We start from the raw sequence: 25,268 nt of genomic DNA, 5'->3' as shown, positions 1-25,268 counted from the left end.
ACTCATGGCAGATACGCATCCCATAAGCTGGATCACCGTGATCTGGTCCATGACCGCATCGGCCTGCCTGACGCTCGCGGGCGTGTATTTCATCATCGGACTCAAGCAAAGGGAGCGCCCGGCTTATTTCTTGTTTTCCCTCCTCGCCTTGACCATGGCGGCCTTCGCCGGCTTCGAATACGCCATGATGCGCGCGGACTCCACTCGGGTCTTCGAGGAACTGCTCTATTGGATCCATATCCCGGTGTTCACCGGAACCTTGGCGGTGATCGGCTTCATACAGGCGCACTTCCGGACCGGGCGCGCTTGGCTGGCTTACGCTGCCTGTGGCGTGCGTGGACTCGCCGACGCGCTGAACTTTCTGTCCTCGCCCAACCTGAATTACGCGGAAATCACCGCGCTGCGGCACATCGTCCTGCCGGGCGGCGAAACGATCGCCGCGGCGGAGGGCGTCCGCGGACCCTGGGTCGCAATCGACGATTTGGCCTTGCTGCTGACGGTCGCCTACCTCGCCGATGCCGTGGTCTCGCTCTGGCGCCGCGGCGGATATGACAACCGGCGCCGCGCCGCCCTGGTGGGCAGCGGCATCCTGTGCTTCATCCTGATCGCGGCCGGGAGCGCGATCCTGATTCACGCCGGCATCCTCCACATACCTTACCTGATCAGCCTGCCGTTCCTGCTCGTCCTTCTCGCCATGAGTTACGAGCTGAGTTCGGACGTGCTGCAAGCCGCCAGGCTCGCCCGGCAACTGGAAGTCAGCGAAGCCGAACTGCGGGAAAGCCAGGAACGGATGCGCTTGGCGGCCGGCGCCGCCGACCTCGGCCTATGGTTGTGGGACATCGCCAAGGATGAGATATGGACCATGGAGCAAGGCCGTGCCCTCTACGGCATACCGAAGGACGAACGGATCGATTTCGCCCGTTTCATGAAAACCCTGCATGCGGACGACCGCGAAGCGGTCAGCGAATCGATTGCCAAAGCCTTGCAAAACAGCGGCGATTACGAAGGCGAATACCGTATTTGTTTGCCCGGTGTGGGCACGCGTTGGCTTGCGGCCCGGGGAAGGGTGGAATTCGACGGCAGCGGCAAACCGCTCCGGATGCGGGGCGTCTCGATCGACATCACCCGGCGCAAACTGGCGGAACAGGAAGTGCAGAAGCAGCGCCACGAGCTGGCGCATCTGTCCCGCGTGACAATGCTGGGCGAATTGTCCGGCTCGCTGGCCCATGAGTTGAATCAGCCCTTGACCGCCATTCTCGCCAACGCCCAGGCCGCCCGGCGCTTTCTCGATCATGAGCCCGTCGACATCGGCGAAGTCAGAGAGATCCTCGGCGACATCGTGGAAGAAGATAAACGCGCTGGCGAAGTCATCCGCCGCCTCCACCTCCTGTTCCGAAAAGGCGAACTTCAGTACGGCCCTGTGAATGTCAATGCGCTCGTGGAGGACGTGCTGAAGCTGGTCCGCAGCGACCTGGTGAACCAGGGCATCGCCGTCGTCACGACGCTCGCGCCGGCGTTGCCGATGGTTTCCGGTGACAGGGTCCAACTGCAGCAAGTCCTGCTCAATCTGGTGGTGAATGCCTGCGACGCCATGGCGTGCCTGGACCGGACCGAGCGCGAAATCCGGATCGGGACCGAGACCGCGGCGGCCAACGGCATACGGCTTACGGTAGCCGACCGGGGCCGGGGAATTCCGGCGGAGGATTTGGAGCGGGTATTCGAACCCTTCGTCACGACCAAAAGCCAAGGGCTGGGTTTGGGGCTCTCGGTATGCCGCACGATCGTCTCGGCCCACGGCGGCACGATCCGCGCCGCCAACAACCCCGGACGCGGCGCCCGTTTGAGCCTGATTCTCCCGCCTTTGCCGGAACGCGCCGATGTGCCGGCCTGAGGACACCGTATTCCTGGTGGATGACGATCCGGCCGTACTCAAGGCCATCGAGCGGCTGCTACGGTCCGAAGGACTGCACGTGGCGGCATTCGGTTCGCCCCAGGAATTCCTGGAACACCACGACCCCGATGCTCCCGGCTGCGTGGTGCTGGACCTTTCCATGCCGGAACTGAACGGCCTGGATTTGCAGCGCACCCTGGCCGAACGGGAACAGGCGCGCCCTACGGTCTTTCTCAGCGGCCAGGGCGACATCCCGGCCAGCGTCCGTGCCATGAAGCAGGGGGCAGTGGATTTTCTCACCAAACCGGTGAACGACGGCGATCTGTTGAACGCGATCCGCCAAGCCCTCGCCCGCGACCGGGCTGCCCGAGCGCAAGACGCCGACAAGGCGGAGGTACGCCTGCGCCTGGCGACGCTCACGCCCCGCGAACGCGAGGTCTTGAGCCATGTGGTGGCCGGCCGGCTGAACAAGCAGATCGCCGCCGACCTCGGTACAGTCGAAAAGACCGTCAAGGTTCATCGCGCCCATATCATGCGGAAACTCCAGGTGCGCTCCCTCGCCGAACTCATTCGGCTGGCCGACAAGGCCGGCCTGACCGCGCCGCCCGAGTACTGAGCGGCGCAATCGCCGTATCCCCGCCGCGGGCCTCTCCACATTGGACCAAAGTCCAATTTCGCCGCCCACCATCACCGTTTAAATTCGCTCTCAGAAGGCGGGGTTCCGTTACGCCTCGCAACTGGCCCGGCTCCGGTTTCCGACCCAGCGCCGCACCAACGTGGGCGCAGGCGGTGGCTGCGCAACCGGCGGCACGAAACCGGTCATCTCTCATGACACAACCTTGGAGACATTCCGTGCGAAACATGAAGACCACACTCTCGGGAACAATCGCTGGCTGGACTGCAGCCGGCTTGGGCTTGCTGCTGCTGTCGGGCTGTACAACCACCCAGAAAGCCGACCTCAGCCGCTCCGAGCTGAATTGCGGGATGCTGGGCAGGACCTGCAGGCTGCTCAAGCCCGGCACGGACGACCAGATGGCGTTTCGTTATGTGAATCCCACGGCCAAGTGGGCTCAGTACAACAAAGTGATGATCGAGCCCGTGAGCTACTGGGGCGGCGACAAGGACGAGCTCTCGTCCGGCGACCAGCAGGCCGTGGTCGATTATTTCAACCAGAAACTGAATGAGGAACTGGGCAAGAAATTCACCGTGGTCGCGCAACCGGGACCCGGCGTCATGAAGCTCCAGGTGGCGCTCGTTCATGCCGAAACCGCAACGCCGGGTTTGCGCACGATTTCCATGGCGGTGCCGCAGGCACACATGCTCAGCAATCTCGGCTACGTCGCTACGGGCAAGTTCCCCTTCGTCGGGAGTGCCCAGGTCGAAGCCAAGGTGACCGATGCGGCCTCCGGTGAATTGTTGGCCGCGGTGGCGGACAAGCGCCTGGGTGGAGGCAGCTTTACCACGGCCTTCCAGTGGACGCTGGGCGACGCCCAAAACGCGATGAACCACTGGGCCGAGAATGCGGCGGAACGCTTGAGCGCTTGGACCAGCGGCGCGGAGAGGCCGTTGTGACTTCCCGGCAAGCTTCGGCCTCGAAGGAAAACAGCGGCGCGGGGAGACGGTTATGAATACACGGGGAAGCTGCCGTTTGTGGTCCGTTTGCGGGTGGGTTTTGAGTATGTTCCTATCCGCCGCCTTCGGCGCCGAGCTCGAGGAGACAACCGGCGAGCCGGAGAACACGCCCAAGCCCTGGGCCATCAACCTGTCGCTCTACATGTGGTTTCCCGGCATGAACGGCAGCTTCGCCAACGGCCGGCACAGCGCCTCCGTCGACTACAGTTTCCTCGACATCGCGGGGAAACTGCGCAATTTCCCGGCAGCCTTCATGGGACGGCTGGAAGCCAATTACGAACGCCTGGGATTCTATCTGGACGGCAACTACATGCAGATGGACTTCAGGCCGCGTTTCGATGGCGGAATCAGCAAAGGCCTGTCCACCGAGCTGGGCATCATGGACTACGGGGCCATGTACCGCCTGTTCGGTCCCACCCGTTCCGAACGCATGCAGCGATGGACGGAAAAGTCGAAATCCAACATCCTCGACGTCTATTTGGGAGGGCGCACCCTCTGGCTGAGCAACCAAATACAGTTGAGAGGTCTGCCCAGCCCCGCGATGAGCCAGACCCTGACCGCACCGGTGCTGGGCGGAAGGATCATCGTGGAACTCAGTCCCGAATGGTTCGTGCTCATGGATGGCAACGCCGGCGGTTTCGGCGCGGACGATGTGAGTTTCACCGGCGCCCTGATGGGCTTGGTCGGTTACCGGACCACGCTGTTCGACCAACCGGCCTCGATCGAAGCCGGATTCAAGGCACTGCGGGTGGACGTCAGCAAACCCGGGTTTGAAACCAATGCGACCATGAGCGGACCCTTCCTCGGAATGAGCCATTTTTGGTGAAAAGGCGCTTTGCAATGCGCCGTCCTCCCCCGCGCTACGCGGTGAGACGGAAACCTGACCCTGCTCTCAAGGAATCAAAAACCATGACCCGATTCAAGCTATGGGCGGCGGCCCTGTCGTGCTCGATGGCTCTGCCCGTCTACGCGGCGGAAAGGATCGACCGGTCGGCATTGCCGATCGCCGAACCCAAGCATCCCCCGATCAAGGAACTCGACGCCCGCCGGGCCAAGGCCCCGCCGCGCTTCGAGACCAAGGCGCCGGCCGGAGCGCCCAACGTGGTGATCGTCCTGCTGGATGACTTCGGCTTCGGCCAGGCGAGCCCTTTCGGCGGCGCCATCGAGATGCCGACCCTGGACCGATTGGCCCAGAATGGACTGCGCTACAACCAGTTCCACGTCGCGGCATTGTGCTCGCCCACCCGCGCGGCGCTGCTCACCGGGCGCAACCATCACAGCAACAACACCGGCTCGGTGCAGGACATCGCCACCGCCTTTCCCGGCAACACCGGTGTACGACCGAGCGCCATCGCCCCCCTGGCGGAGATTCTGCGCCTGAACGGCTACAGCACCGCCGCCTTCGGCAAATGGCACCTGATGCCTCTGTGGGAAACCAGCGTTTCCGGACCTTTCGACCGCTGGCCCACCTACTCCGGCTTTGAAAAGTTCTACGGCTTCCTCGGTGGCGAGACCAACCAGTGGGCGCCGACCCTTTACGATGGCGTCACCCGGATCGAGCCGCCCCGCGATCCCAATTACCATTTCACCACCGACATGACCGACCAGGCCGTTGCCTGGGTCCGCCAGCAGCAGAGCCTGACGCCCGACCGGCCGTTTTTCGTCTATTTCGCGCCCGGCGCCACCCACGCCCCGCATCATGTCCCCAGGGAATGGGCCGACAAATATAAAGGCCGCTTCGATGGCGGTTGGGACCGCTATCAGGAAGAGACGCTCGCACGGCAGAAGCGGCTGGGTGTGGTTCCGGAAACCACCCTGCTTGCGCCCAAACCGGAAGCGATCCCGGCCTGGGACGCGCTTACGGCCGACGAGAAAAAGGTCTACTCACGGCAAATGGAGGTTTACGCTGGCTTCGGCGAGCACACGGACCGCGAGATCGGGCGGTTCGTGCGGACGCTCGAGGAACTGGGCAGCATGGAGAACACCTTGTTCATCTACGTCGTCGGCGACAACGGCGCCAGCCCCGAAGGCAGCATGGCCGGGGCCGTCAACGAGATGAACTCGCTATTCAACGGCGTTCCGGAACCCCTCGACCAGCGGCTCAAACACCTCGACGACTGGGGAGGTCCGGACACATTCCCCCATTACGCGGTGGGTTGGGCCAATGCCGGGAACACTCCCTTCAATTACGGCAAACAGGTCGCTTCGAAATCCGGCGGCAATCAGAACCCGATGGTCATTCACTGGCCGAAGGGCATCAAGGCCAAGGGCGAGTTCCGCACCCAGTTCCATCATGTGATTGACATCGCACCGACGGTGCTGGAAGTGGCGGGCCTGCCTCAGCCGAAGGCCGTAAACGGCACACCCCAGCGCCCCATGGAGGGCGTCAGCCTCGCCTATACCTTCGCCGATCCCGCAGCGAAGTCGCGCCACCGCACGCAATATTTCGAGATCACCGGCAACCGCGGCATCTATCACGACGGCTGGTTCGCGGGCACGGTGCACAGGGCACCCTGGGAACCCAAGCCCCGGACTACACTCGAAAACGATCGCTGGGAGCTCTATCACCTGCCCCAGGATTTCAGCCAGGCGGAGGATCTGGCCTCGGCCAATCCGGCCAAGCTCAAGGAACTGCAAGCCCTGTTCATGAAGGAAGCAGTGAAGTACAACGTGCTGCCCATCGACGACCGGACCATCGAGCGCCTCGATCCTGTCCAGGCCGGACGCCCGGATCTTATGGCCGGACGCACCTCGCTCACCGTGTACCCCGGCGGCATCGGTATGCCGGAGAATGTCTTCATCAATGTGAAGAACCGCTCCCACACGATCAACGCCGACCTGGACATCCCCGAAGGCGGCGCCAACGGTGTGATTCTGGCCCAGGGCGGGCGCTTCGCCGGTTGGAGTCTCTATCTCAAGGACGGCCACCCCGTCTTCACCTACAACTGGCTGGGCATGGAGCGCTATTCGATCTCCGCCCCGGAGAAACTGCCGGCAGGAAAAGCCACGCTGCGCTACGAATTTGCCTACGATGGCGGCGGCCGGGGCAAAGGTGGACTGGGAACCCTCTACGTCGGTGGACGGAAAGTCGGCGAAGGCCGGATCGAAAAGACGGTTCCCAATCTTTTCTCCGCCGACGAAACCGCGAACGTGGGCGTGGATGAGGAAACACCCGTGACCGACGACTACAAGGAAAACGACAACCGCTTCACCGGACACATCGCCAAGGTAACGATAGAAACGGCCAAACCCTGAACGACGAGGGGCAGCCAGCCAGCCGAAGCCGGAGGCCGGGAGTGATCGGGAAACGCCGTCACCGTACGCTTGTGCGGATCTTCGCCCCGCGCTTCGGCTTGCCTGCCCTTGCCGGACTGATTGCCAGCCTCGCCGCTGCGGCCAGCGAGCCGTCCGCGGCAGAGCCTGCGTTCGTGGGCCGAGCCGTCTGCGCGGAATGCCACGCCGAACAGGACCGCCTGTGGCAGGGCTCGCACCACGATCTCGCCATGCAGGAAGCCAACCAGCACGCGGTGCTGGGCGATTTCGACGGCGCCGAATTTCGCAAGGACGGGGTGGTGTCGCGCTTCTTCCGGCGGGATGGGCGCTATTGGGTGCGTACGGACGGCCCGGACGGCAAGCTGGCCGATTTCGAGATCAAATACACTTTCGGCTTCTCTCCCCTTCAGCAATACCTGGTGGAACTGGGCAGGGGGCGGCTGCAAGCCCTCTCCATCGCCTGGGACAGCCGGCCCCGCAAGCAAGGCGGCCAGCGCTGGTTCCACCTCTATCCTGGCGAAAAAACCGACCACAACGACGAACTGCACTGGACCCGGCCCTTGCAGAACTGGAACTTCATGTGCGCCGAATGCCATTCGACCCATCTGCAAAAGAATTACGACGCGGCGACGCGGAGCTACCGCACGACCTGGTCGGAGATCGACGTGGCCTGCGAGGCCTGTCATGGCCCTGGATCCCGCCACGTGGCCTGGGGCCGAACCGCTCGGTCAGGGGGCCATCCCGACGACGCCAACAAGGGCCTGAGTCTGAGCCTGAACGAGCGCCGCGGCGCGGCATGGACGCTCGCGCCGGGTTCCAGTTCGGCCCGGCGCAGCCTTCCGCGCACGGGCGAGAAGGAAATCCAGATCTGTGCCCGCTGCCACGCCCGCCGCGCCCAACTGTTCGGCGATAACCGCGACGGCGCCCCCCTGCTCGACTCCCATCTCCCGGCCTGGCTGGAGGAACCGCTCTATCATGCCGACGGCCAGATCGAAGGCGAGGTGTATGAGTACGGATCTTTCCTGCAGAGCCGGATGTACCGGGAAGGCGTGACCTGCAGCGATTGCCACGAGCCGCACAGTCTCAAACTCCGGGCGGCGGGCAATGGCGTCTGCCTGCAGTGCCACGCGGCAGCGAAGTTCGACACCCCGGCCCACCACTTCCACCGACCGGGAAGGGCAGGATCGCGCTGCATCGACTGCCACATGCCGACCAAGACCTACATGGAAATCGACGTCCGGCGCGACCACGGCTTCCGCGTTCCGCGCCCCGACCGCTCTGCGAAACTCGGAACCCCCAATGCCTGCACCGCCTGCCACGCCGGCCAACCCGCGCGCTGGGCGGTCTCCGCCCTGAAGCGATGGTATGGGCATGACCCGGCAGGCTACCAGGACTACGCAGGGATTCTTGCCGCCGCGCGCGCCGGGACCGGCGATGCCGAAGCTGGGGTCATAGCCCTGCTTGGAAAGAAGAGCCAGCCCGCCATCGCACGAGCCACGGCGGCGGCGGAAATCGGCCGTCGGCTGCGGCAGGAATCGACTCTCGCGCTCGCCGAGGCGGTGACCGACGCCGATCCGCTGGTCCGTGCCTCGGCGGTCCAGACCCTGGCACAGCTTCCACCCGATGCGAGTTGGCGGTTTCTCCGCCCTGCCCTGCGCGACACCGCCCGCGTAGTGCGGGCATTGGCGGCCGGCGCCCTGGCCGGGATTCCCCTGGAGCAGATGCCGCCAGATGACCGGACCAATTTCCTGAAAGCCACCGACGAATATCTGACCGGCCAGCGATTCAATGCCGACACCCCCGCCGCCCATGTCAACCTGGGCAATTTCCACACCGCCCGCGGTGAAACGGCGGCCGCCGAACAAGCCTACCGCGAAGCACTGATCCTCGATCCCGGCTGGGAGCCCGCCTATGCCAATCTCGCCGATCTCTACCGGCAGACCGGCCGTGATGACGAAGGCGCGGCACTGTTGAAGCAAGGTCTGGCTCTTCGGCCACGAGCGGCCTCGCTACACCACGCCCTGGGACTCCTGGAAATCCGCCGCAGGAACCTGGATGCGGCGCTGACCTCTCTGAAACGAGCGGCGGAACTCGCCCCTCGGGAACCGCATTTCAGTCTGGTCTATGCCATGGCCTTACAATCCGCAGGCCGGCTCCGCGAAGCGAGGAACGCCGTCAAGGAGGGATTGCGGCATGCACCTGAAGACTACTCGTTGAAGGAATTGCGGGTCCAGTTGGCGAAAGATGCCCGGACCGAGTGAATCAGGCCGCTTACTAAGCGTAAAGGAATGATGGCCGCATCGCTCGTCATTCCGGCATGGATTGCCGGACCCATCCGCCGGGAGCGGATGGGCACTGGCCCCGCAGGGGGGGCGGGCAGGACAGCCCGGCATGAATCCAGAAGCCGGGGATGGCAAGGCTGATACATCCATGTAGCCTGGACCTCGGCACAAATCCGCCGGGAGCGGATTTGCATTTTTCCGAAGGGCGGCAGGCAGGATGGCGTGCCGTGAATCCATGCCGGGGTGACGAAAGACTTTTCTTTCTTAACGCTTAGTAACCGCTGCGGCAGCGCATCGGGCCCAATGAACAACGACGACAGCATCCATGTTGACCATCCCCGTGCCTTGATACACGCTACTGCGAACTTTCCTTGACCTATGCCAATTGACGACTCTTCCCCCCGCCTGCCTTCGACCTTCACGGGATGCCGGGTCGGCTGCCTGGTGGCGCGGAGCGACCTCAGACCACAATACCCGGATGGCCGGGTTGAAACTCCCGCTGAATGCGCCCGACAAGGTGGACGACGAGGAGGTATTCGTGGCAATCGCCCTCATGGGCGAAGGCGTAAGACGCGCGTTCCCTATACAGGCCCTGCATTTCGGCAAGCCGCTTGTGCCCGCGGAGCCTTCGGCAGCCGAGGCGAGTCGAACCGGCCTCTAAACCCACATCTCCACCACCCGACAAAAACCCGAGAGGACTCTTCGATGAACCTAAATTTTTCGCGGCGCAGCCTGCCCGCCACGATTCTTATCGGCGCTACCCTGCTTCTTCAGGGCTGCTCCCTCCCGACCCGGGAACCGGCAGTGCCCCAAGCGCTCTCCGACAAGGCGGAGGTCGTCGGCCTGCCCGGCGTCCGCTACATCGTCCGGGCCGATATGCCGGAGGCGCTCCAGGAAGGCATGGCCAACCTCAGGAAGGAGCAGGCTTACCTCGCACAGCAGGGGCGGACCGACGTCAACCACCTGCCCCCCGCCAATTTCCTCGCCCTGTCCGGCGGCGGGGATGACGGGGCCTTCGGCGCGGGGCTCCTGTGCGGCTGGACCGCTGCCGGCAACCGGCCGGAATTCAAGATGGTCACCGGCATCAGCACCGGCGCCCTGATCGCACCGTTCGCCTTTCTCGGTCCCAGGTACGACGATGCGCTGAAGGCGGTCTACACCCAGACTCAACCTAAGGACATCCTGGAAGCCCGCAGCCTGACCGCCGCACTGTTCGATGACGCCCTGGCCGACAATGCACCTCTGGCCAAGCTGGCGGAAAGATACGTCACCCAGGACATGCTCAACGAAATCGCCGCCGAATATGCGAAGGGACGCATGCTGCTGATGGCCACCACCAACCTGGATTCGCGCCAGGCGGTGATCTGGAACATGACCAAGATCGCCGCCAGCGGCAAACCCGAAGCCTTGAAGTTGTTCCACAAGATCATGCTCGCTTCGGCGGCCATTCCCGGCGCCTTCCCGCCGGCGATGATCGACGTGGAAGCCGGCGGCAAGCGCTATCACGAAATGCACGTCGATGGCGGCGCGATGGCCCAGGTGTTCGTCTATCCGCCGTCCCTGCGCGTGGCGGAGACGACGAAGAAAGAAGGTATCAGCCGCGAGCGTCATCTGTACATCATCCGTAACGCCCGGCTGGACCCCGACTGGGCCGAAGTCCAACGGCAGACCCTGAGCATCGCCGGCCGCGCCATCTCTTCGCTCATACAGACCCAAGGAATCGGCGATTTATACAAAATCTACGCGACCGCCCAGCGCGACGGCATCGACTACAACCTCGCCTACATCCCGAAAACCTTCTCCGCCCCCCATAAGGAAGATTTCGATTCGGACTACATGCGCAAGCTGTTCCAGACCGGTTACGACCTGGCTGCAAAGGGGTATCACTGGGAAAAGACTCCTCCGGGAATGTGAGACGGCTCACGCCTGAGGGCCTGTAATTCGTCGAAACCAGCCGGAAAATCGCCGCATGTATTGGATATACGACATACCCACTTGGTTATTAGGCGTCCTCACCATCTCCACGTTCGTGCTCGTAGCCTTCCTGGGCCTGATCGCGTCGAGACGGTGGGCCGGCCGGGTCTTTCGCCTGTCCGACGAAACCAACGAGGCCGTGAACGGCTTCTTCGCTGGCGTGGGGGTGATGTACAGCCTGCTGCTGGGCCTGGTCGCCGTCGCCGTCTGGCAGAACTACGACTCCGCCAACGGGACCGCCAGCAAGGAGGCTGCACTGGTCGCCGCACTGTACCGGGACGTCTGCGCATTTCCCGAAGAGGAACGGCATAAGCTTCAAGACCGTCTGGGAAAATATCTGAATTACCTAATCGACGTCGCATTTCCCGCGCACCGCCAAGGAGAAATACCGAATGGCGGCACCCGCATCCTTTCCGATTTCCAGGGAATCCTGACCACCTATCAGCCTGCCACGGCCAACCAGGAGATCATGCTGTCAGAAGCGTTCACCGCGTTTAACAAGGTCATCGAGGCCCGCCGTATGCGCATGGACGCCGTGGATACCGGCATACCTTTGGTATTCTGGATCGTGATCCTGGCCGGCGCGGTCCTGTCCATCTTGCTGACCTACATGTTCCACCTGCCCTCGCTCAAAACCCATCTGCTTCTCACGGGGATATTCTCCCTGTTTCTGGGATTCGTGATATTCCTCATCGCTGCGCTGGACAATCCTTTCCGGGGAGAAATGGGCGTCTCCCCCGCGGCCTACGCTTCAGTTCTCAAGGGCTTGAAGGATCTCGATCCGGCCGGACTGTGAGAAGCGGCACCTGGGGAACGGAAGCGCCGACTTGCGACCCGCGCTTAGCTGCTACGCCCCCACCAACTTGATAATATGGCGCCCCGATTCAGGCCCCGACCGGCGGCCTGACCCGAACACGAACACGAGGAACCCTGATGTCCGATATCGAAATCGCGCAGCGCGCCAAGATGCTGCCCATCATTGACCTGGCCCGCGAGAAACTGGGAATTCCTGCCGCCAGCCTCGACCCTTACGGGCATTACAAAGCCAAGGTCGCGCTCGACTACATCGACGGCCTCAAGGACCGATCCGACGGCAAGCTCATCCTGGTCACCGCCATCAGCCCGACCCCGGCCGGCGAAGGCAAGACCACGACCACGGTCGGCCTGGGCGACGCGCTGAACCGGATCGGCAAGAAAACCGTGATGTGCCTGCGCGAACCCTCGCTCGGCCCCTGCTTCGGCGTCAAAGGCGGCGCAGCCGGCGGCGGCTATGCCCAAGTGGTGCCGATGGAGGACATCAACCTGCATTTCACCGGCGACTTCCACGCCGTCGGCGTCACCCACAACCTGCTCTCGGCCCTGATCGACAACCACATCAACCACGGCAATGCGCTCGATATCGACCCCCGCCGCATCCAGTGGAAACGCGTGGTCGACATGAACGACCGCGCCCTGCGCAAGATCGTGGTGGGCATGGGCGGCACCGCCAACGGCTATCTGCGCGAAGACGGCTTCGACATCGTAGTGGCTTCGGAAGTGATGGCCATTCTGTGCCTGGCCACCAGCATGGCGGACCTGAAGGAACGGCTGGGCCGCATCATCGTCGGCTACAAGAGCGACGGCAAGACGCCGGTCTACGCCAGCGACCTCAAGGCTCACGGCGCCATGGCCGCCCTGCTGAAGGACGCCATCAAGCCGAATCTGGTGCAGACCCTGGAGAACAACCTCGCCATCATCCACGGCGGGCCGTTCGCCAACATCGCCCACGGCTGCAATACCGTGACCGCCACCCAGACCGCGCTGAAGCTGGCCGATTACGTAGTGACCGAAGCCGGCTTCGGCGCCGACCTGGGCGCCGAGAAGTTCATCGACATCAAATGCCGCATGGCCGGACTCAACCCCGCCGCGGTGGTGCTGGTCGCCACCGTGCGCGCCTTGAAATTCCACGGCGGCGTGAAAAAGGAAGACTTGAACCAGGAAAACCTCGCCGCGCTGGAAGCCGGTTTCGCCAACCTGGAAAGGCACGTCCACAACATCCGCGAGCACTATGGCCTGCCCTGCGTGGTCTCGATCAACCATTTCAGTTTCGACACCGAAGCCGAAATCGCCCTGCTGATGGAGAAATGCGAGGCGCTGGATGTGAAAGCCGTGGTCGCCCGGCATTGGGCCGAAGGCGGCAAGGGCGCGGAAGCGCTGGCCAAGACCGTCGCCGGCATCGTCGACCACCAGCCGGGCCGGCATACTTTCGTCTACGGCGACGAAGCGACGCTGTGGAACAAGATCGAGACCATCGCCACCAAGATCTATGGCGCGGCAGGCATCAGCGCCGACGCCAAGGTCAAGGCCCAGCTCGAGGCCTGGAATGCCGACTACGGGCATTACCCGGTGTGCATGGCCAAGACCCAGATGTCCTTCTCCACCGACCCCAACGCCAAGGGCGCGCCGAGCGGCCACACCGTCGCCATCCGCGAAGTCCGCCTGGCCAACGGCGCCGGCTTCATCGTCGCCATCGCCGGCGACATGATGACCATGCCCGGCCTGCCCAAAGTTCCGGCGGCCGAGCACATCGACGTCGACGACAACGGCCGGATCAGCGGCTTGTTCTGATCGGCGTGCGGGGCACCGCGGGCCCCCGTTTGGGAGCCCGCGGCGGTGCCGGTCAAAGCAACCCCAATGCTTTCAGGCTGGCTTTACCCAACTCCACTCGTTTACCTATGTCGGATTCGCTCCGGACATCCATGTTCAGCGCAAACGCATAAATACGATCGTCCCTTTGCGCCCAGCCGACCCACCAGCCTATCCTGACTCCGGCAACGTTTCCCAAGCCCGTTTTGCCATAGAGTTTCCAATTCGTGCCTTGTTCCAGTAGGACAATCTCACGAACGGCTCCCTGAATCTCTTTTGACAACGGCAAGGCGTCTTGCGCCAAGCCAGCGAGAAATTGGGTTTGCTCGACCGCGCTGATCTTGAGCGGCCCGGCCAGCCAGAACGTATCCACGGCAGCGCCAATTTCCCTATTGCCGTAATCCAAGCGAGACACATAATCCTTCATGCGCTCGAGACCGATACGCCGGGCCAATTCCTGATAGATCGGAACGTTCGAAATCACGATCGCTTCGCGCAGCCCCATATCCTTCTCCCAGGTTTTGAAAGGCTGAGGAGCGCCGCCATAGGGCAAGATTTCGTCGACGCTCTTAACCGCGCCGGTGGCAAGTCCAATCAGCGTATTTGGAATCTTGAACGTCGACGCAGGAACGAATCTGGTTTCTGCGCGTCCTCTCTCGTGACCGGTAAACGTCTGGGCGGAGACGTCATAAAGTACGAAAGTGCCATGCACGCCGGCATGCCTGAAAATATCGCCAACTTCCCGGCTGTCTTTCCAACCGGTTGCGTGCGCTGTGCACGCAAACAAAACCACTGCTGCAAATACCCATTTCATTATTGGAGTCGATATACCCAGGCAGGGGTATGGAATATTTGCAAACAACAAGGCCATCGGCATACTAATATTATTCGCACCGCTCACTGAAAATCCCTCAACTTTACCACGAGCCCATCCAGCCATTTTCCGATATCCTCCAGCCGCCCGGGAATTATGGGTGACTCCGCAGTGAACACAGGACAAGGCCGCCTCCGGAAACACGCCATAAGCCGGCATCACCATTCACTGCCCCAACGACCGCTGCAGCCCCATAGCTGCGGCTTCGCTCCTGCAGGCGCGCTGGGGTTTCGGGTCCTTACGGCGCACCGCAGCGAGTTCGGCCTTGGCGGCCCTGAAGTCAGCGAGAAACGCCGGGCTGGCGCGCAGCTTGGCCACCGTCGCCGCAGCCACGTTTCGTCCCTGAATCACGTCGCTGTACCAGTGCGCATTGCAAACGACACGGCTCAGCCCAAACGCCTGCCCGCGGGCAAGGATTTCAGCGGCACGCTCCGGGGAAAGCTCGGCGAGAATGAGCGCCCAGGTCATGCCGATCGCGCCGTGCGCCGAAGGGTACGAGCCGTTCTCCTCCAGCCTGCCTTGCTCCGCCGGCGTGCAGATCGGCTCCTGGTTCGACATGAACGGCCTCGGCCGCCGGTAGTAATTCTTGGCGGCATAGGTCGAAAGCCCGGCATCGATCAATGACCGCCGCAGCAGCACATAGAGGTGCGGCGTATCCGCTTCCGTGATCGGCGCGTCCAGCGCGCAGGAAAAAGTGCCCGCCGCATGAGGAAACATCAGATAAGCGTCGGAAATCGCCAGCGTCCACGCCGGGGAATCGCGCAGCGCCAGACTCCTGCGGCTGTAATCCGTGTCGAATGCAAGCGCTTCCGATCCTTCCGCGGGGGGCGACGGAACCAGCGTGCGACTGTCGGGGACGGTTTTGAATGGCAGATAACCCACAACCGACGCCGAGCGGAACTCGGTTGGAACATCGGATTGCCGAAGTGCCTGATTTCGGGTGCAGCCGGCGAACAGGGCGGCATACACCAGCACAGACCAAAATACATACCGCCCACGATAGCAGACACTATTCATCAAGACCCCGGCCCCGCTCGTTGTCGCGTATCCCTGGGGTAGTGTAAGCCCGCAACGCGCTCGGCGGTTCTTTTCGGACTGCAAAGATCCAGACGCGGATTTGCCTGCGTTGCCAGCCATCACCGTACCGACGGCTTCAGCTCACGTCGAAGAAGCACGACATAAGCCTGAGCGAGGCCCGATTTTTTTACGCGGCAACGTCGATCAGGTTCCGTCATCTGTCTTCGAGGCCGTGCCAGCTTTTCTGAATCACGATCTCGTCGCCGTCGAGATGACAGCGCACGACATAGCTACGCTGTCCGAAGCGCACGAATAGCTCGCGGTCCTGTCGTCCCTCAAGCCGTTTGCCATTACCGGGATGCGTCAACGAAGTGTGTGCCGCCCGCTTCAAGCTCGCGGCGGCACGACGGGCGGCTTTCGGGAGGAGGGGCGATGAAGATGCCGCGATAAAAATGTTGACCTCTACTGGCCTATTAATCAATATGAACATTATGATCATATCAAGAGGGTGTCATGATTACCGAAACCAGCGCAGTCACTTTCCGGCAGAATCTGGGCGAAATGCTCAATCAAGTCCAGTACCGGCACGATAGCGTTGTTATCAACAAGGACGGCAAACCGGTAGCCGTGCTGGTCGATGCAAAACTTTTCGAACGTATTCGCCGCATGCAGAACCGCTTCGATGCACTATGCAAACGCATAGAACAGGGCTTTGACAATGTGCCGGAGACGGAAGGCCTGGTCGAAATTGAGGCTGCCGTCGAGATCGAACGGGCACAGACACGTTCATCTGCCAAGCAGCGCTGAACCACCGTGCCTACCCTGCGCGTGATGCTTGATACGAACGTGCTGCTTTCGGGCATCGCTTATCCGGCCAGTATTCCGGGCAAAATCATGGCCGCGTGGCGGTATGGTTCAATAGAGGTACTGCTTTCTGATTACATCCTGGAGGAATTGCGCCGAGTACTCCCCCGCTTGGCGCATCGCCATGGCTTATCGGAGGTGGAGATGGGCGATTTGGTGGATATTCTGTCCATACAAGCCGAAGTCATTGAACCTCTTCCCGGCGCAGAACCGGATTTGCACGACGTTGCAGACCAACTCGTCCTTGGAACCTTGCTGGCCGGCTTTAAGTCCTCCGGTGCCGATTATCTCATCACCGGAAACAAGGACTTGCTGGCGCTCCGCGAACGCTATCCTGTCGTAACTCCTGGGGAGTTCTGGGCAAGACACGCCGGAATTTGATTTGGGGTGGTCGCTGGCCTGGACGGCGGCGGTCAGGCATCCCTACTGACGGCAGGATCACACCGTTCACTTCATAGGCGAACCGGGCATGACCCGCCCTTAATCTCGGCATACATCGCGTCCGGGGCTAGATCGATCTCACCCGGCCACGTCACCGCGCCGTACTCGATGTGCACCTGGGCAAAGAGTTCAGGATCGACAAGGATGGAGAAAACGCCGGCGCTGGGCGACTGGATAAGGGCCGTCAGGTCCACCGTCCCCTCTGTGCCGTCCATAAATCGGACGTGCAGCCGAAATCCCGGCAGGGCTTCCACGGTCGCAACGCGCCACGGCATACGCGGCTGGATCGGCGGCTTTAATGCAAGGGACGAATCTTGTTGGGCTGCTGATTGCGTGCGCGTGGCTCCCAGTCCTCCATAAGTTCGGCGCGATGCTCCTGCGCCCATTCCAGAATCAAGGCGAAGGCTTGCCGGGGGATCTCGCCTTCCCGGAGGTCCAGGGTCCGGATGTCGATCAGTACTTCATATTCCGCGTATAACGCATGGAAGTGCGGTGGAGCGTGATCGTTCCAGAACATTTGGATCAGCATTCCGTAGAACGTGCTGATGGTCGGTACCCGACGCTTCCCAGTCTGCCGCAATGAATCCGGTTTCATGATATCTGACGCCAGAGCGAGGGCAACGGCAAAATCCGGTTACCTTGCCGGCTGAACGGATAGGCCGGTCGTCAAAGGCCAGCCGCAAGGCACTACCTTCGATGCTCGGCCCAACGCCATCCGGCAGGCGGCCTGACCGAAAAAACTCAGCGCTTCGCCTTGCATAGGCAAAAAAACCTGCCACACTCCTACTGCAAACATCTAGGTTAATCATGGATAAGTCTACCTTTCCGATCTCTTCTGACGCAGTTCCCCTGCTTCGCTCCGTTCCACAAGGAAGTCGTGGGGCGTCCGTGGCCACAGGGAGGACAGCACGACTTTTGGGAAGTCGACTCTATGATCTTCAAGCCCGGAAGCCGCAGCAAAACCAGCGATGCACTGATGGAAAATATCCGTTCTCGGCATATCAACAGTCCTATCGCAAGAAACGCCTTCACATTTGATACTACTGATTCAGGGATTAACATGAGAGGCAACATATGACAACCGATAGTTTTCAATGAAGGAGAATATCATGACATTTATAAATGAAGTGATAACCGAAGAAACTAAAGGCGAATTCGACTTCAGCCGGTTGACAGACCCAATAAGCGGTCACCCAATCGCCCCTCGAAAACGTTGGACTATCGATCGAGACCGGAATGCCGTTCTTATTATTATAGGAGGAGGGACACCGGAGATTCCTGAATTCTACGCACTGATCTGGAAGGGGGACATAATCAAGTTTTCCGCAATCTCAAAGGTTAGCAGCAGCCCGGAAACTGGCAGGATAATTTCTTGGGATATTTTTGACATTGATATTCCCATCCCTCTGCAGTCAAAACAAGAAGATATTTGTCAGCTAATACGAGAAGCCATTGACGCAAAGGGGTGGCTTTATGATAGAGACTGCCTTAGAAACGTGATCATAAATATCCAACTCCCAACTACCCACTGAACCGAGGGATAGAATTATGAGCGCCAATACTCTGGCGGTTATCGATTGGCTTGCTTCTCAAAACTCAAACAATACACCACTAACCTCTGAACAACTTGCCAAATTCACAGAAGAGCTCAGACAACGGATTGGAAAACTGTCTGTAAATATCCCTGGCGCATCGGCAGACACCATAACCCTATTTTATAGCGGCAATATTGGTGTTAATACGCCAGCCTGGAAGACGGCCGAATATCTAGGTGCGAATAACCAAGGAAAGATCGCCACCATTGGGCAAACAGAAATTTTCGAGCTTCTGAGAACCGAAAACGAAGATTTCCACATCGCTCTTAAGCAAGCCTTAGGCAACGATGATGCGGCTTATAACCGGATCATCAATGGCGTCAATGACAATGGCATACGCGTTGTTCCAGGCTTGTGGGACGACGCATCCCGCCGTTTCGCAGAGGCTGCTACAGGCGACGTCAGGACTCTCACCCCATTTGCCGCCTCTGATCGGGTCTTCGCTCAAACCGAACTCAAAGCCCTGCTGGACAACCCCAATGTCACCCACATCGACGGTATCCCCAAGGCCGATCTGGTGCGGCTTTACAATTCGGAGCTGACCCGTACGGGCGATGCTGCCGGTGCGTTAAGCACGGTTCGCAGCGCGGTATCGGCCAATTCCGTCTTGCAGTCGATGGGGTTGGCCATTGCTACCGATGGCGCGGGGAACATCACCGGCGTAGACACCGGCAAGTTTTTTGGTGGCTCACAGGCCGGTCTCTCGACCCATCTGCCCGCGGATACCCCGAACCTCCTGGCCTTCGACAATTTGATCCAGGGGATGAACGACGCCCAACGCGCTGAATTCCTCCGCGGGGTGGACGCCATCCGCGAAGGCGGACGCCTAGTCGACGCCGCAGGAGCGTTGAATTCAATCAACAAACTTGGCATCCTCGGGGATGCTTTGGGCTTGTTGCTGGCCGCCAGCGATGCCCACGCCGCCTATGCCGCCGGCGATACGGCCCGCGCCAACGCCATTCTGGCCGATTGGGCCGCGGGATTCGTGGGGGGGCTCGCAGGGGGCTTGGCCGCTGCGAAAATCGCCGCCATGGCGACGCTGCCGATTGCCGCCACCGGCCCGGTGGGCGCGATCTTCGCCAGCATCCTGACGCTGGGAGCCGGCTTTTTCGGTGCGATCTACGGCGAGGAGGGCGCGAAAGCCATCCTGCAGGAGGTGGCCGATTTCTTTGGCGCTTCCACCAACTACACCCCACCCCGCCGCGACCCCCTGGTCCTGGACCTCGACGGCGACGGCATCGAGACGGTCGGGGCCGATCCGAATCATCCCATCCTGTTCGACCACGATGCCGACGGGATGAAGACCGGCTCGGGCTGGATCCAGGGCGACGACGCCTTCCTGGTGCTGGACCGCAACGGCAACGGCCTCATCGATTCCGGCCGCGAGCTGTTCGGCGATTCCACCCTGAAGTCCAACGGCCAGTTGGCCAGCGACGGCTTCGATGCCCTGGCCGACCTGGACGCCAACCACGACGGCGTCCTCAACGCCGCCGACGCCGCCTTCGCCGGCCTCCGCCTGTGGCGCGACCTCAACCAGGACGGCACCAGCCAGGGCAGCGAGCTGTTCACCCTGAACCAGTTGGGGATCGCCGGCATCAATGTCGGCAAGACCCAGCACGACCAGGTGCTGGCCGACCGCAACCAGATCGCCGACCTCGGCAGCTTCATCCGCGCCGACGGCAGCACCGGCACCCTCGGCAGCGTGGCCGACGTGAACCTGGTCAGCGACACCTTCCACCGTACCTTCACCGATACCCTGCCCACCACGGCCGCCACCCAGGGCCTGCCGGACATGCAGGGCTCCGGCGCCGTGCGCGACCTGCGCCAGGCCGCCACCCTCTCGGCCGACCTCGCCGCCACCCTGGCCGCGATGCAGCACGACGCCACCCAGGCCCAGTTCCAGGGCCGCCTCGACACCCTGCTCGACCAGTGGGCCTCGACCTCGACCCTGCAGACTTCCTTCCAGGCGGCCCTGGCGCAGAACGAACGCCTCATCTTCGTGCCGCCCGGCGTCAGCGTGGAGGAGGTCTATGTCGCCCTTTACGGCAATTTCCTCTATTCCGACTCGGGCCTCCGGACCACGGGGCTCCCCACCCTCACCGAAGAACGCAAGGCGTACATCCTGGCCCAGATCGCCGAGATCGAGCACCTGGTCAAAGTGCTCGAACCCTTCGAAGGCCACCCCTTCCTGCAGGTCGTCAACGGCCAGCCGACCGGCACCACCCTGGGATTCAATACCCATTACATCGGTGCGGGCTATGACGGCAGCACCGTCACCCCCGGCGCCCGGCTGTTGCTCGGCATGATGGAACAGCCGCGGCTCGACCTGCTCAAGCAGGCCTATGCCGCCCTCCAGGAATCCGCCTACAACGCCCTCGCGACCCAGACCTGGCTCAAGCCCTACCTCAACGACCTGGCGTTCAGCGTCGATGCCAATGGTACTGTCAACGTCGACTTCACCGCTCTCGATGCCCGGCTCAATGCCATCCGGCAGGCCGACCCCACCAGCGCCTTGATCGATTTGGCGGAGCTTTACCGGAAAAACGGCGCGACCTTGGCCGAACTGGGCTGGAACGGCTTGCAGACCCTGCGCCAATGGGCCGAAGCCGCCGCCGGCGATCCCCAGCAGGCCGCCGTGCTGTCCACCCTCCGCGTCACCGTCGGCAGCGGCAACCTGAGCGGCACGGGGAAGAAGGACATTCTGTTCGGGCAAGGCGGAAATGATGTTTTGAGTGGCGGGGCGGGGAAGGACGTCTTGGATGGGGGAGCGGGAGACGACGCCTTGTACGGCCGCGACGGCACGGACGTGCTGTACGGCGGTGCTGGCAATGACGGCCTGAACGGGGACGGCGGCAATGACATCCTCGACGGCGGGACGGGAAATGACACCCTCGACGGCGGTTTGGGCAACAACACCTACCGCTTCGGCCGGGGCGATGGCCAGGACACAATCCGCTCCTACTACGACACCACCGCCGGCAAGCTCAACACCCTGCAGTTCAAGGACGGCATCACGGCGGACGACATCGACATCGTCCGCTCCGGCGACCACCTGTTCCTGACGATCACCGGCACCACCGACCGGGTCGGCGTGGAGAACTTCTTCTACAACGCCGACACGGCCAACCCTTACAATCCACTGCAGCGGATCGTCTTCGCCGACGGCACCGTCTGGGACCCGGCGGCGGTGGTCGCCAGGCTGTTCGCCGGCACCGCCGGCAACGACACGATCGAGGGACTGGCCAGCAGCGACACCCTGACCGGCGGCGCCGGCAACGACGCTCTCTACGGCCGCAACGGCGACGATGTCCTCTCCGGCGGCGACGGCGCCGACGCCCTCTACGGCGACAACGGCAATGACATCCTCGACGGCGGGACCGGCAACGATACCCTCGACGGCGGTTTGGGCAACAACACCTACCGCTTCGGCCGCGGCGATGGCCAGGACACGATCCGCTCCTACTACGACAACGCCAGCGGCAAGCTCAACACCCTGCAGTTCAAGGACGGCATCACGGCGGACGACATCGACATCGTCCGCTCCGGCGACCACCTGTTCCTGACGATCACCGGCACCACCGACCGGGTCGGCGTGGAGAACTTCTTCTACAACGCCGACACGGCCAACCCTTACAATCCACTGCAGCGGATCGTCTTCGCCGACGGCACCGTCTGGGACCCGGCAACGGTGGTCGCCAGGCTGTTCGCCGGCACCGCCGGCAACGACACGATCGAGGGACTGGCCAGCAGCGACACCCTGACCGGCGGCGCCGGCAACGACGCTCTCTACGGCCGCAACGGCGACGATGTCCTCTCCGGCGGCGACGGCGCCGACGCCCTCTACGGCGACAACGGCAATGACATCCTCGACGGCGGGACCGGCAACGATACCCTCGACGGCGGTTTGGGCAACAACACCTACCGCTTCGGCCGCGGCGATGGCCAGGACACGATCCGCTCCTACTACGACAACGCCAGCGGCAAGCTCAACACCCTGCAGTTCAAGGACGGCATCACGGCGGCCGACGTCGGCATCGTCCGCAACGGCAATACCCTGTTCCTGACCCTCGCCGGCACCACCGACCTCGTCACGGTGGAGAACTTCTTCTACAACGCCGACACGGCCAACCCCTACAATCCGCTGCAGCGGATCGTCTTCGCCGACGGCACCGTCTGGGACCCGGCGGCGGTGGTCGCCAGGCTGTTCGCCGGCACCGCCGGCAACGACACGATCGAGGGACTGGCCAGCAGCGACACCCTGACCGGCGGCGCCGGCAACGACGCTCTCTACGGCCGCAACGGCGACGATGTCCTCTCCGGCGGCGACGGCGCCGACGCCCTCTACGGCGACAACGGCAATGACATCCTCGACGGCGGGACCGGCAACGATACCCTCGACGGCGGTTTGGGCAACAACACCTACCGCTTCGGCCGCGGCGATGGCCAGGACACGATCCGCTCCTACTACGACAACGCCAGCGGCAAGCTCAACACCCTGCAGTTCAAGGACGGCATCACGGCGGCCGACGTCGGCATCGTCCGCAACGGCAATACCCTGTTCCTGACCCTCGCCGGCACCACCGACCTCGTCACGGTGGAGAACTTCTTCTACAACGCCGACACGGCCAACCCTTACAATCCACTGCAGCGGATCGTCTTCGCCGACGGCACCGTCTGGGACCCGGCAACGGTGGTCGCCAGGCTGTTCGCCGGCACCGCCGGCAACGACACGATCGAGGGACTGGCCAGCAGCGACACCCTGACCGGCGGCGCCGGCAACGACGCTCTCTACGGCCGCAACGGCGACGATGTCCTCTCCGGCGGCGACGGCGCCGACGCCCTCTACGGCGACAACGGCAATGACATCCTCGACGGCGGGACCGGCAACGATACCCTCGACGGCGGTTTGGGCAACAACACCTACCGCTTCGGCCGCGGCGATGGCCAGGACACGATCCGCTCCTACTACGACAACGCCAGCGGCAAGCTCAACACCCTGCAGTTCAAGGACGGCATCACGGCGGCCGACGTCGGCATCGTCCGCAACGGCAATACCCTGTTCCTGACCCTCGCCGGCACCACCGACCTCGTCACGGTGGAGAACTTCTTCTACAACGCCGACACGGCCAACCCCTACAATCCGCTGCAGCGGATCGTCTTCGCCGACGGCACCGTCTGGGACCCGGCGGCGGTGGTCGCCAGGCTGTTCGCCGGCACCGCCGGCAACGACACGATCGAGGGACTGGCCAGCAGCGACACCCTGACCGGCGGCGCCGGCAACGATGCTCTCTACGGCCGCAACGGCGACGATGTCCTCTCCGGCGGCGACGGCGCCGACGCCCTCTACGGCGACAACGGCAATGACATCCTCGACGGCGGGACCGGCAACGATACCCTCGACGGCGGTTTGGGCAACAACACCTACCGCTTCGGCCGCGGCGATGGCCAGGACACGATCCGCTCCTACTACGACAACGCCAGCGGCAAGCTCAACACCCTGCAGTTCAAGGACGGCATCACGGCGGACGACATCGACATCGTCCGCTCCGGCGACCACCTGTTCCTGACGATCACCGGCACCACCGACCGGGTCGGCGTGGAGAACTTCTTCTACAACGCCGACACGGCCAACCCTTACAATCCACTGCAGCGGATCGTCTTCGCCGACGGCACCGTCTGGGACCCGGCAACGGTGGTCGCCAGGCTGTTCGCCGGCACCGCCGGCAACGACACGATCGAGGGACTGGCCAGCAGCGACACCCTGACCGGCGGCGCCGGCAACGACGCTCTCTACGGCCGCAACGGCGACGATGTCCTCTCCGGCGGCGACGGCGCCGACGCCCTCTACGGCGACAACGGCAATGACATCCTCGACGGCGGGACCGGCAACGATACCCTCGACGGCGGTTTGGGCAACAACACCTACCGCTTCGGCCGCGGCGATGGCCAGGACACGATCCGCTCCTACTACGACAACGCCAGCGGCAAGCTCAACACCCTGCAGTTCAAGGACGGCATCACGGCGGCCGACGTCGGCATCGTCCGCAACGGCAATACCCTGTTCCTGACCCTCGCCGGCACCACCGACCTCGTCACGGTGGAGAACTTCTTCTACAACGCCGACACGGCCAACCCCTACAATCCGCTGCAGCGGATCGTCTTCGCCGACGGCACCGTCTGGGACCCGGCGGCGGTGGTCGCCAGGCTGTTCGCCGGCACCGCCGGCAACGACACGATCGAGGGACTGGCCAGCAGCGACACCCTGACCGGCGGCGCCGGCAACGACGCTCTCTACGGCCGCAACGGCGACGATGTCCTCTCCGGCGGCGACGGCGCCGACGCCCTCTACGGCGACAACGGCAATGACATCCTCGACGGCGGAACCGGCAACGATACGCTCGACGGCGGATCAGGTAACGATACCTACCGGTTTGGCCGGGGTTCCGAGGCCGACGTGATCAGCGATTACGATACCACCGCGGGCAACATCGACATTCTGTCATTCGGCGACAACGTGGCGGCCGACCAGCTCTGGTTCCGCCGGGTGGGGTCGGACCTGGAAGTCAGCATCATCGGGTCGGGCGACAAGACGGTCATCAGCAACTGGTATTCCGGTACGGCCTACCACATCGAGCAATTCCACACCGCCGATGGCAAGACGCTGCTGGACAGCCAGGTGGACAACCTGGTGAACGCTATGGCGGGCTTTGCCCCGCCCGGCGCGGGCCAGACCACCTTGCCGCAGAACTATCAGGATGCGCTGGCACCGACCTTGGCTGCGAACTGGCAGTGAGCATAAC

Annotated in this window: 19 protein-coding genes; 14 read left to right on the top strand and 5 right to left on the bottom strand. The window is 62.7% G+C overall.

Going from position 1 to position 25,268, the window contains the following annotated elements; all coding sequences use genetic code 11:
- Positions 1-4: 4 nt before the first annotated feature.
- The 10 genes from OOT43_RS19475 (at position 5) to OOT43_RS19430 (ending at position 13,659) form a co-directional block, all read left to right on the top strand.
- Positions 5-1,891: a sensor histidine kinase gene (locus OOT43_RS19475; protein ID WP_266022352.1), complete on the top strand. Its 1,887-nt coding sequence runs from the start codon at positions 5-7 to the stop codon at positions 1,889-1,891.
- Positions 1,878-2,507 carry a response regulator transcription factor gene (locus OOT43_RS19470; RefSeq protein ID WP_266022351.1) on the top strand — a complete coding sequence of 210 codons (630 nt, stop codon included), beginning with the start codon at positions 1,878-1,880 and terminating at the stop codon, positions 2,505-2,507. Before OOT43_RS19475 ends, OOT43_RS19470 begins: the two co-directional genes overlap by 14 nt.
- Before the next feature lie 245 nt (positions 2,508-2,752).
- Positions 2,753-3,463: a DUF3313 domain-containing protein gene (locus OOT43_RS19465; RefSeq protein WP_266022350.1), complete on the top strand. Its 711-nt coding sequence runs from the start codon at positions 2,753-2,755 to the stop codon at positions 3,461-3,463.
- A 106-nt stretch (positions 3,464-3,569) separates the two neighbouring features.
- Positions 3,570-4,349, top strand: coding sequence for a hypothetical protein (locus tag OOT43_RS19460; protein ID WP_266022349.1), 780 nt, complete (start codon positions 3,570-3,572; stop codon positions 4,347-4,349).
- Positions 4,350-4,432: 83 nt separating this feature from the next.
- Complete coding sequence (locus OOT43_RS19455) at positions 4,433-6,778, top strand: arylsulfatase (RefSeq protein ID WP_266022348.1); 2,346 nt, start codon at positions 4,433-4,435, stop codon at positions 6,776-6,778.
- Positions 6,779-6,819: 41 nt separating this feature from the next.
- Complete coding sequence (locus OOT43_RS19450; RefSeq protein WP_266022347.1) at positions 6,820-9,057, top strand: cytochrome c3 family protein; 2,238 nt, start codon at positions 6,820-6,822, stop codon at positions 9,055-9,057.
- Positions 9,058-9,565: 508 nt separating this feature from the next.
- Entirely contained in the window at positions 9,566-9,739 is a 174-nt protein-coding gene (locus OOT43_RS19445) for a hypothetical protein (RefSeq protein WP_266022346.1), read from the top strand.
- Positions 9,740-9,783: 44 nt separating this feature from the next.
- On the top strand, positions 9,784-10,992 hold the full coding sequence (locus OOT43_RS19440; RefSeq protein ID WP_266022345.1) for a patatin-like phospholipase family protein: 1,209 nt from the start codon (positions 9,784-9,786) through the stop codon (positions 10,990-10,992).
- 55 nt (positions 10,993-11,047) lie between these two features.
- Positions 11,048-11,848: a bestrophin-like domain gene (locus OOT43_RS19435; RefSeq protein ID WP_266022344.1), complete on the top strand. Its 801-nt coding sequence runs from the start codon at positions 11,048-11,050 to the stop codon at positions 11,846-11,848.
- Between the two features lie 137 nt (positions 11,849-11,985).
- Positions 11,986-13,659, top strand: a complete 1,674-nt coding sequence (locus tag OOT43_RS19430; RefSeq protein WP_266022343.1) for a formate--tetrahydrofolate ligase — start codon at positions 11,986-11,988, stop codon at positions 13,657-13,659.
- A 52-nt stretch (positions 13,660-13,711) separates the two neighbouring features.
- Here OOT43_RS19430 and blaOXA read toward each other — a convergent pair whose 3' ends face one another.
- The 3 genes from blaOXA to OOT43_RS19415 form a co-directional block, all read right to left on the bottom strand.
- Positions 13,712-14,494 (bottom strand): class D beta-lactamase, encoded by a 783-nt coding sequence (blaOXA, locus tag OOT43_RS19425; protein WP_394358066.1) that lies wholly within the window; start codon positions 14,492-14,494, stop codon positions 13,712-13,714.
- A 222-nt stretch (positions 14,495-14,716) separates the two neighbouring features.
- Entirely contained in the window at positions 14,717-15,568 is an 852-nt protein-coding gene (locus tag OOT43_RS19420; protein ID WP_266022341.1) for an acid phosphatase, read from the bottom strand.
- Positions 15,569-15,782: 214 nt separating this feature from the next.
- Complete coding sequence (locus OOT43_RS19415; protein ID WP_266022340.1) at positions 15,783-16,058, bottom strand: hypothetical protein; 276 nt, start codon at positions 16,056-16,058, stop codon at positions 15,783-15,785.
- A 23-nt stretch (positions 16,059-16,081) separates the two neighbouring features.
- Between OOT43_RS19415 and OOT43_RS19410 the strand changes: the two genes are divergently transcribed.
- Complete coding sequence (locus OOT43_RS19410; RefSeq protein WP_266022339.1) at positions 16,082-16,375, top strand: type II toxin-antitoxin system Phd/YefM family antitoxin; 294 nt, start codon at positions 16,082-16,084, stop codon at positions 16,373-16,375.
- Positions 16,376-16,381: 6 nt separating this feature from the next.
- A complete protein-coding gene (locus tag OOT43_RS19405; protein ID WP_266022338.1) occupies positions 16,382-16,813 on the top strand; it encodes a putative toxin-antitoxin system toxin component, PIN family in 432 nt (143 codons plus the stop codon).
- Between the two features lie 71 nt (positions 16,814-16,884).
- Here OOT43_RS19405 and OOT43_RS19400 read toward each other — a convergent pair whose 3' ends face one another.
- Together OOT43_RS19400 and OOT43_RS19395 are read right to left on the bottom strand one after the other, a co-directional pair.
- The gene (locus OOT43_RS19400; RefSeq protein ID WP_266022337.1) at positions 16,885-17,148 is read right to left on the bottom strand and encodes a DUF2442 domain-containing protein; all 264 of its coding nucleotides are present in this window, start codon (positions 17,146-17,148) and stop codon (positions 16,885-16,887) included.
- Between the two features lie 20 nt (positions 17,149-17,168).
- Positions 17,169-17,468, bottom strand: a complete 300-nt coding sequence (locus tag OOT43_RS19395; protein WP_266022336.1) for a DUF4160 domain-containing protein — start codon at positions 17,466-17,468, stop codon at positions 17,169-17,171.
- 514 nt (positions 17,469-17,982) lie between these two features.
- Between OOT43_RS19395 and OOT43_RS19390 the strand changes: the two genes are divergently transcribed.
- Positions 17,983-18,405, top strand: a complete 423-nt coding sequence (locus OOT43_RS19390) for a hypothetical protein (RefSeq protein ID WP_266022335.1) — start codon at positions 17,983-17,985, stop codon at positions 18,403-18,405.
- 415 nt (positions 18,406-18,820) lie between these two features.
- Positions 18,821-25,261, top strand: coding sequence for a calcium-binding protein (locus tag OOT43_RS19385; RefSeq protein ID WP_266022334.1), 6,441 nt, complete (start codon positions 18,821-18,823; stop codon positions 25,259-25,261).
- Positions 25,262-25,268 lie beyond the last annotated feature (7 nt).

Origin of the sequence: Methylococcus mesophilus, assembly GCF_026247885.1 — a bacterium.
GTDB classification, from domain to species: Bacteria; Pseudomonadota; Gammaproteobacteria; order Methylococcales; family Methylococcaceae; genus Methylococcus; species Methylococcus mesophilus.
The sequence above is the reverse complement of the archived record's forward strand: the minus strand, read 5'-3'. Positions and strand labels throughout refer to the sequence as shown.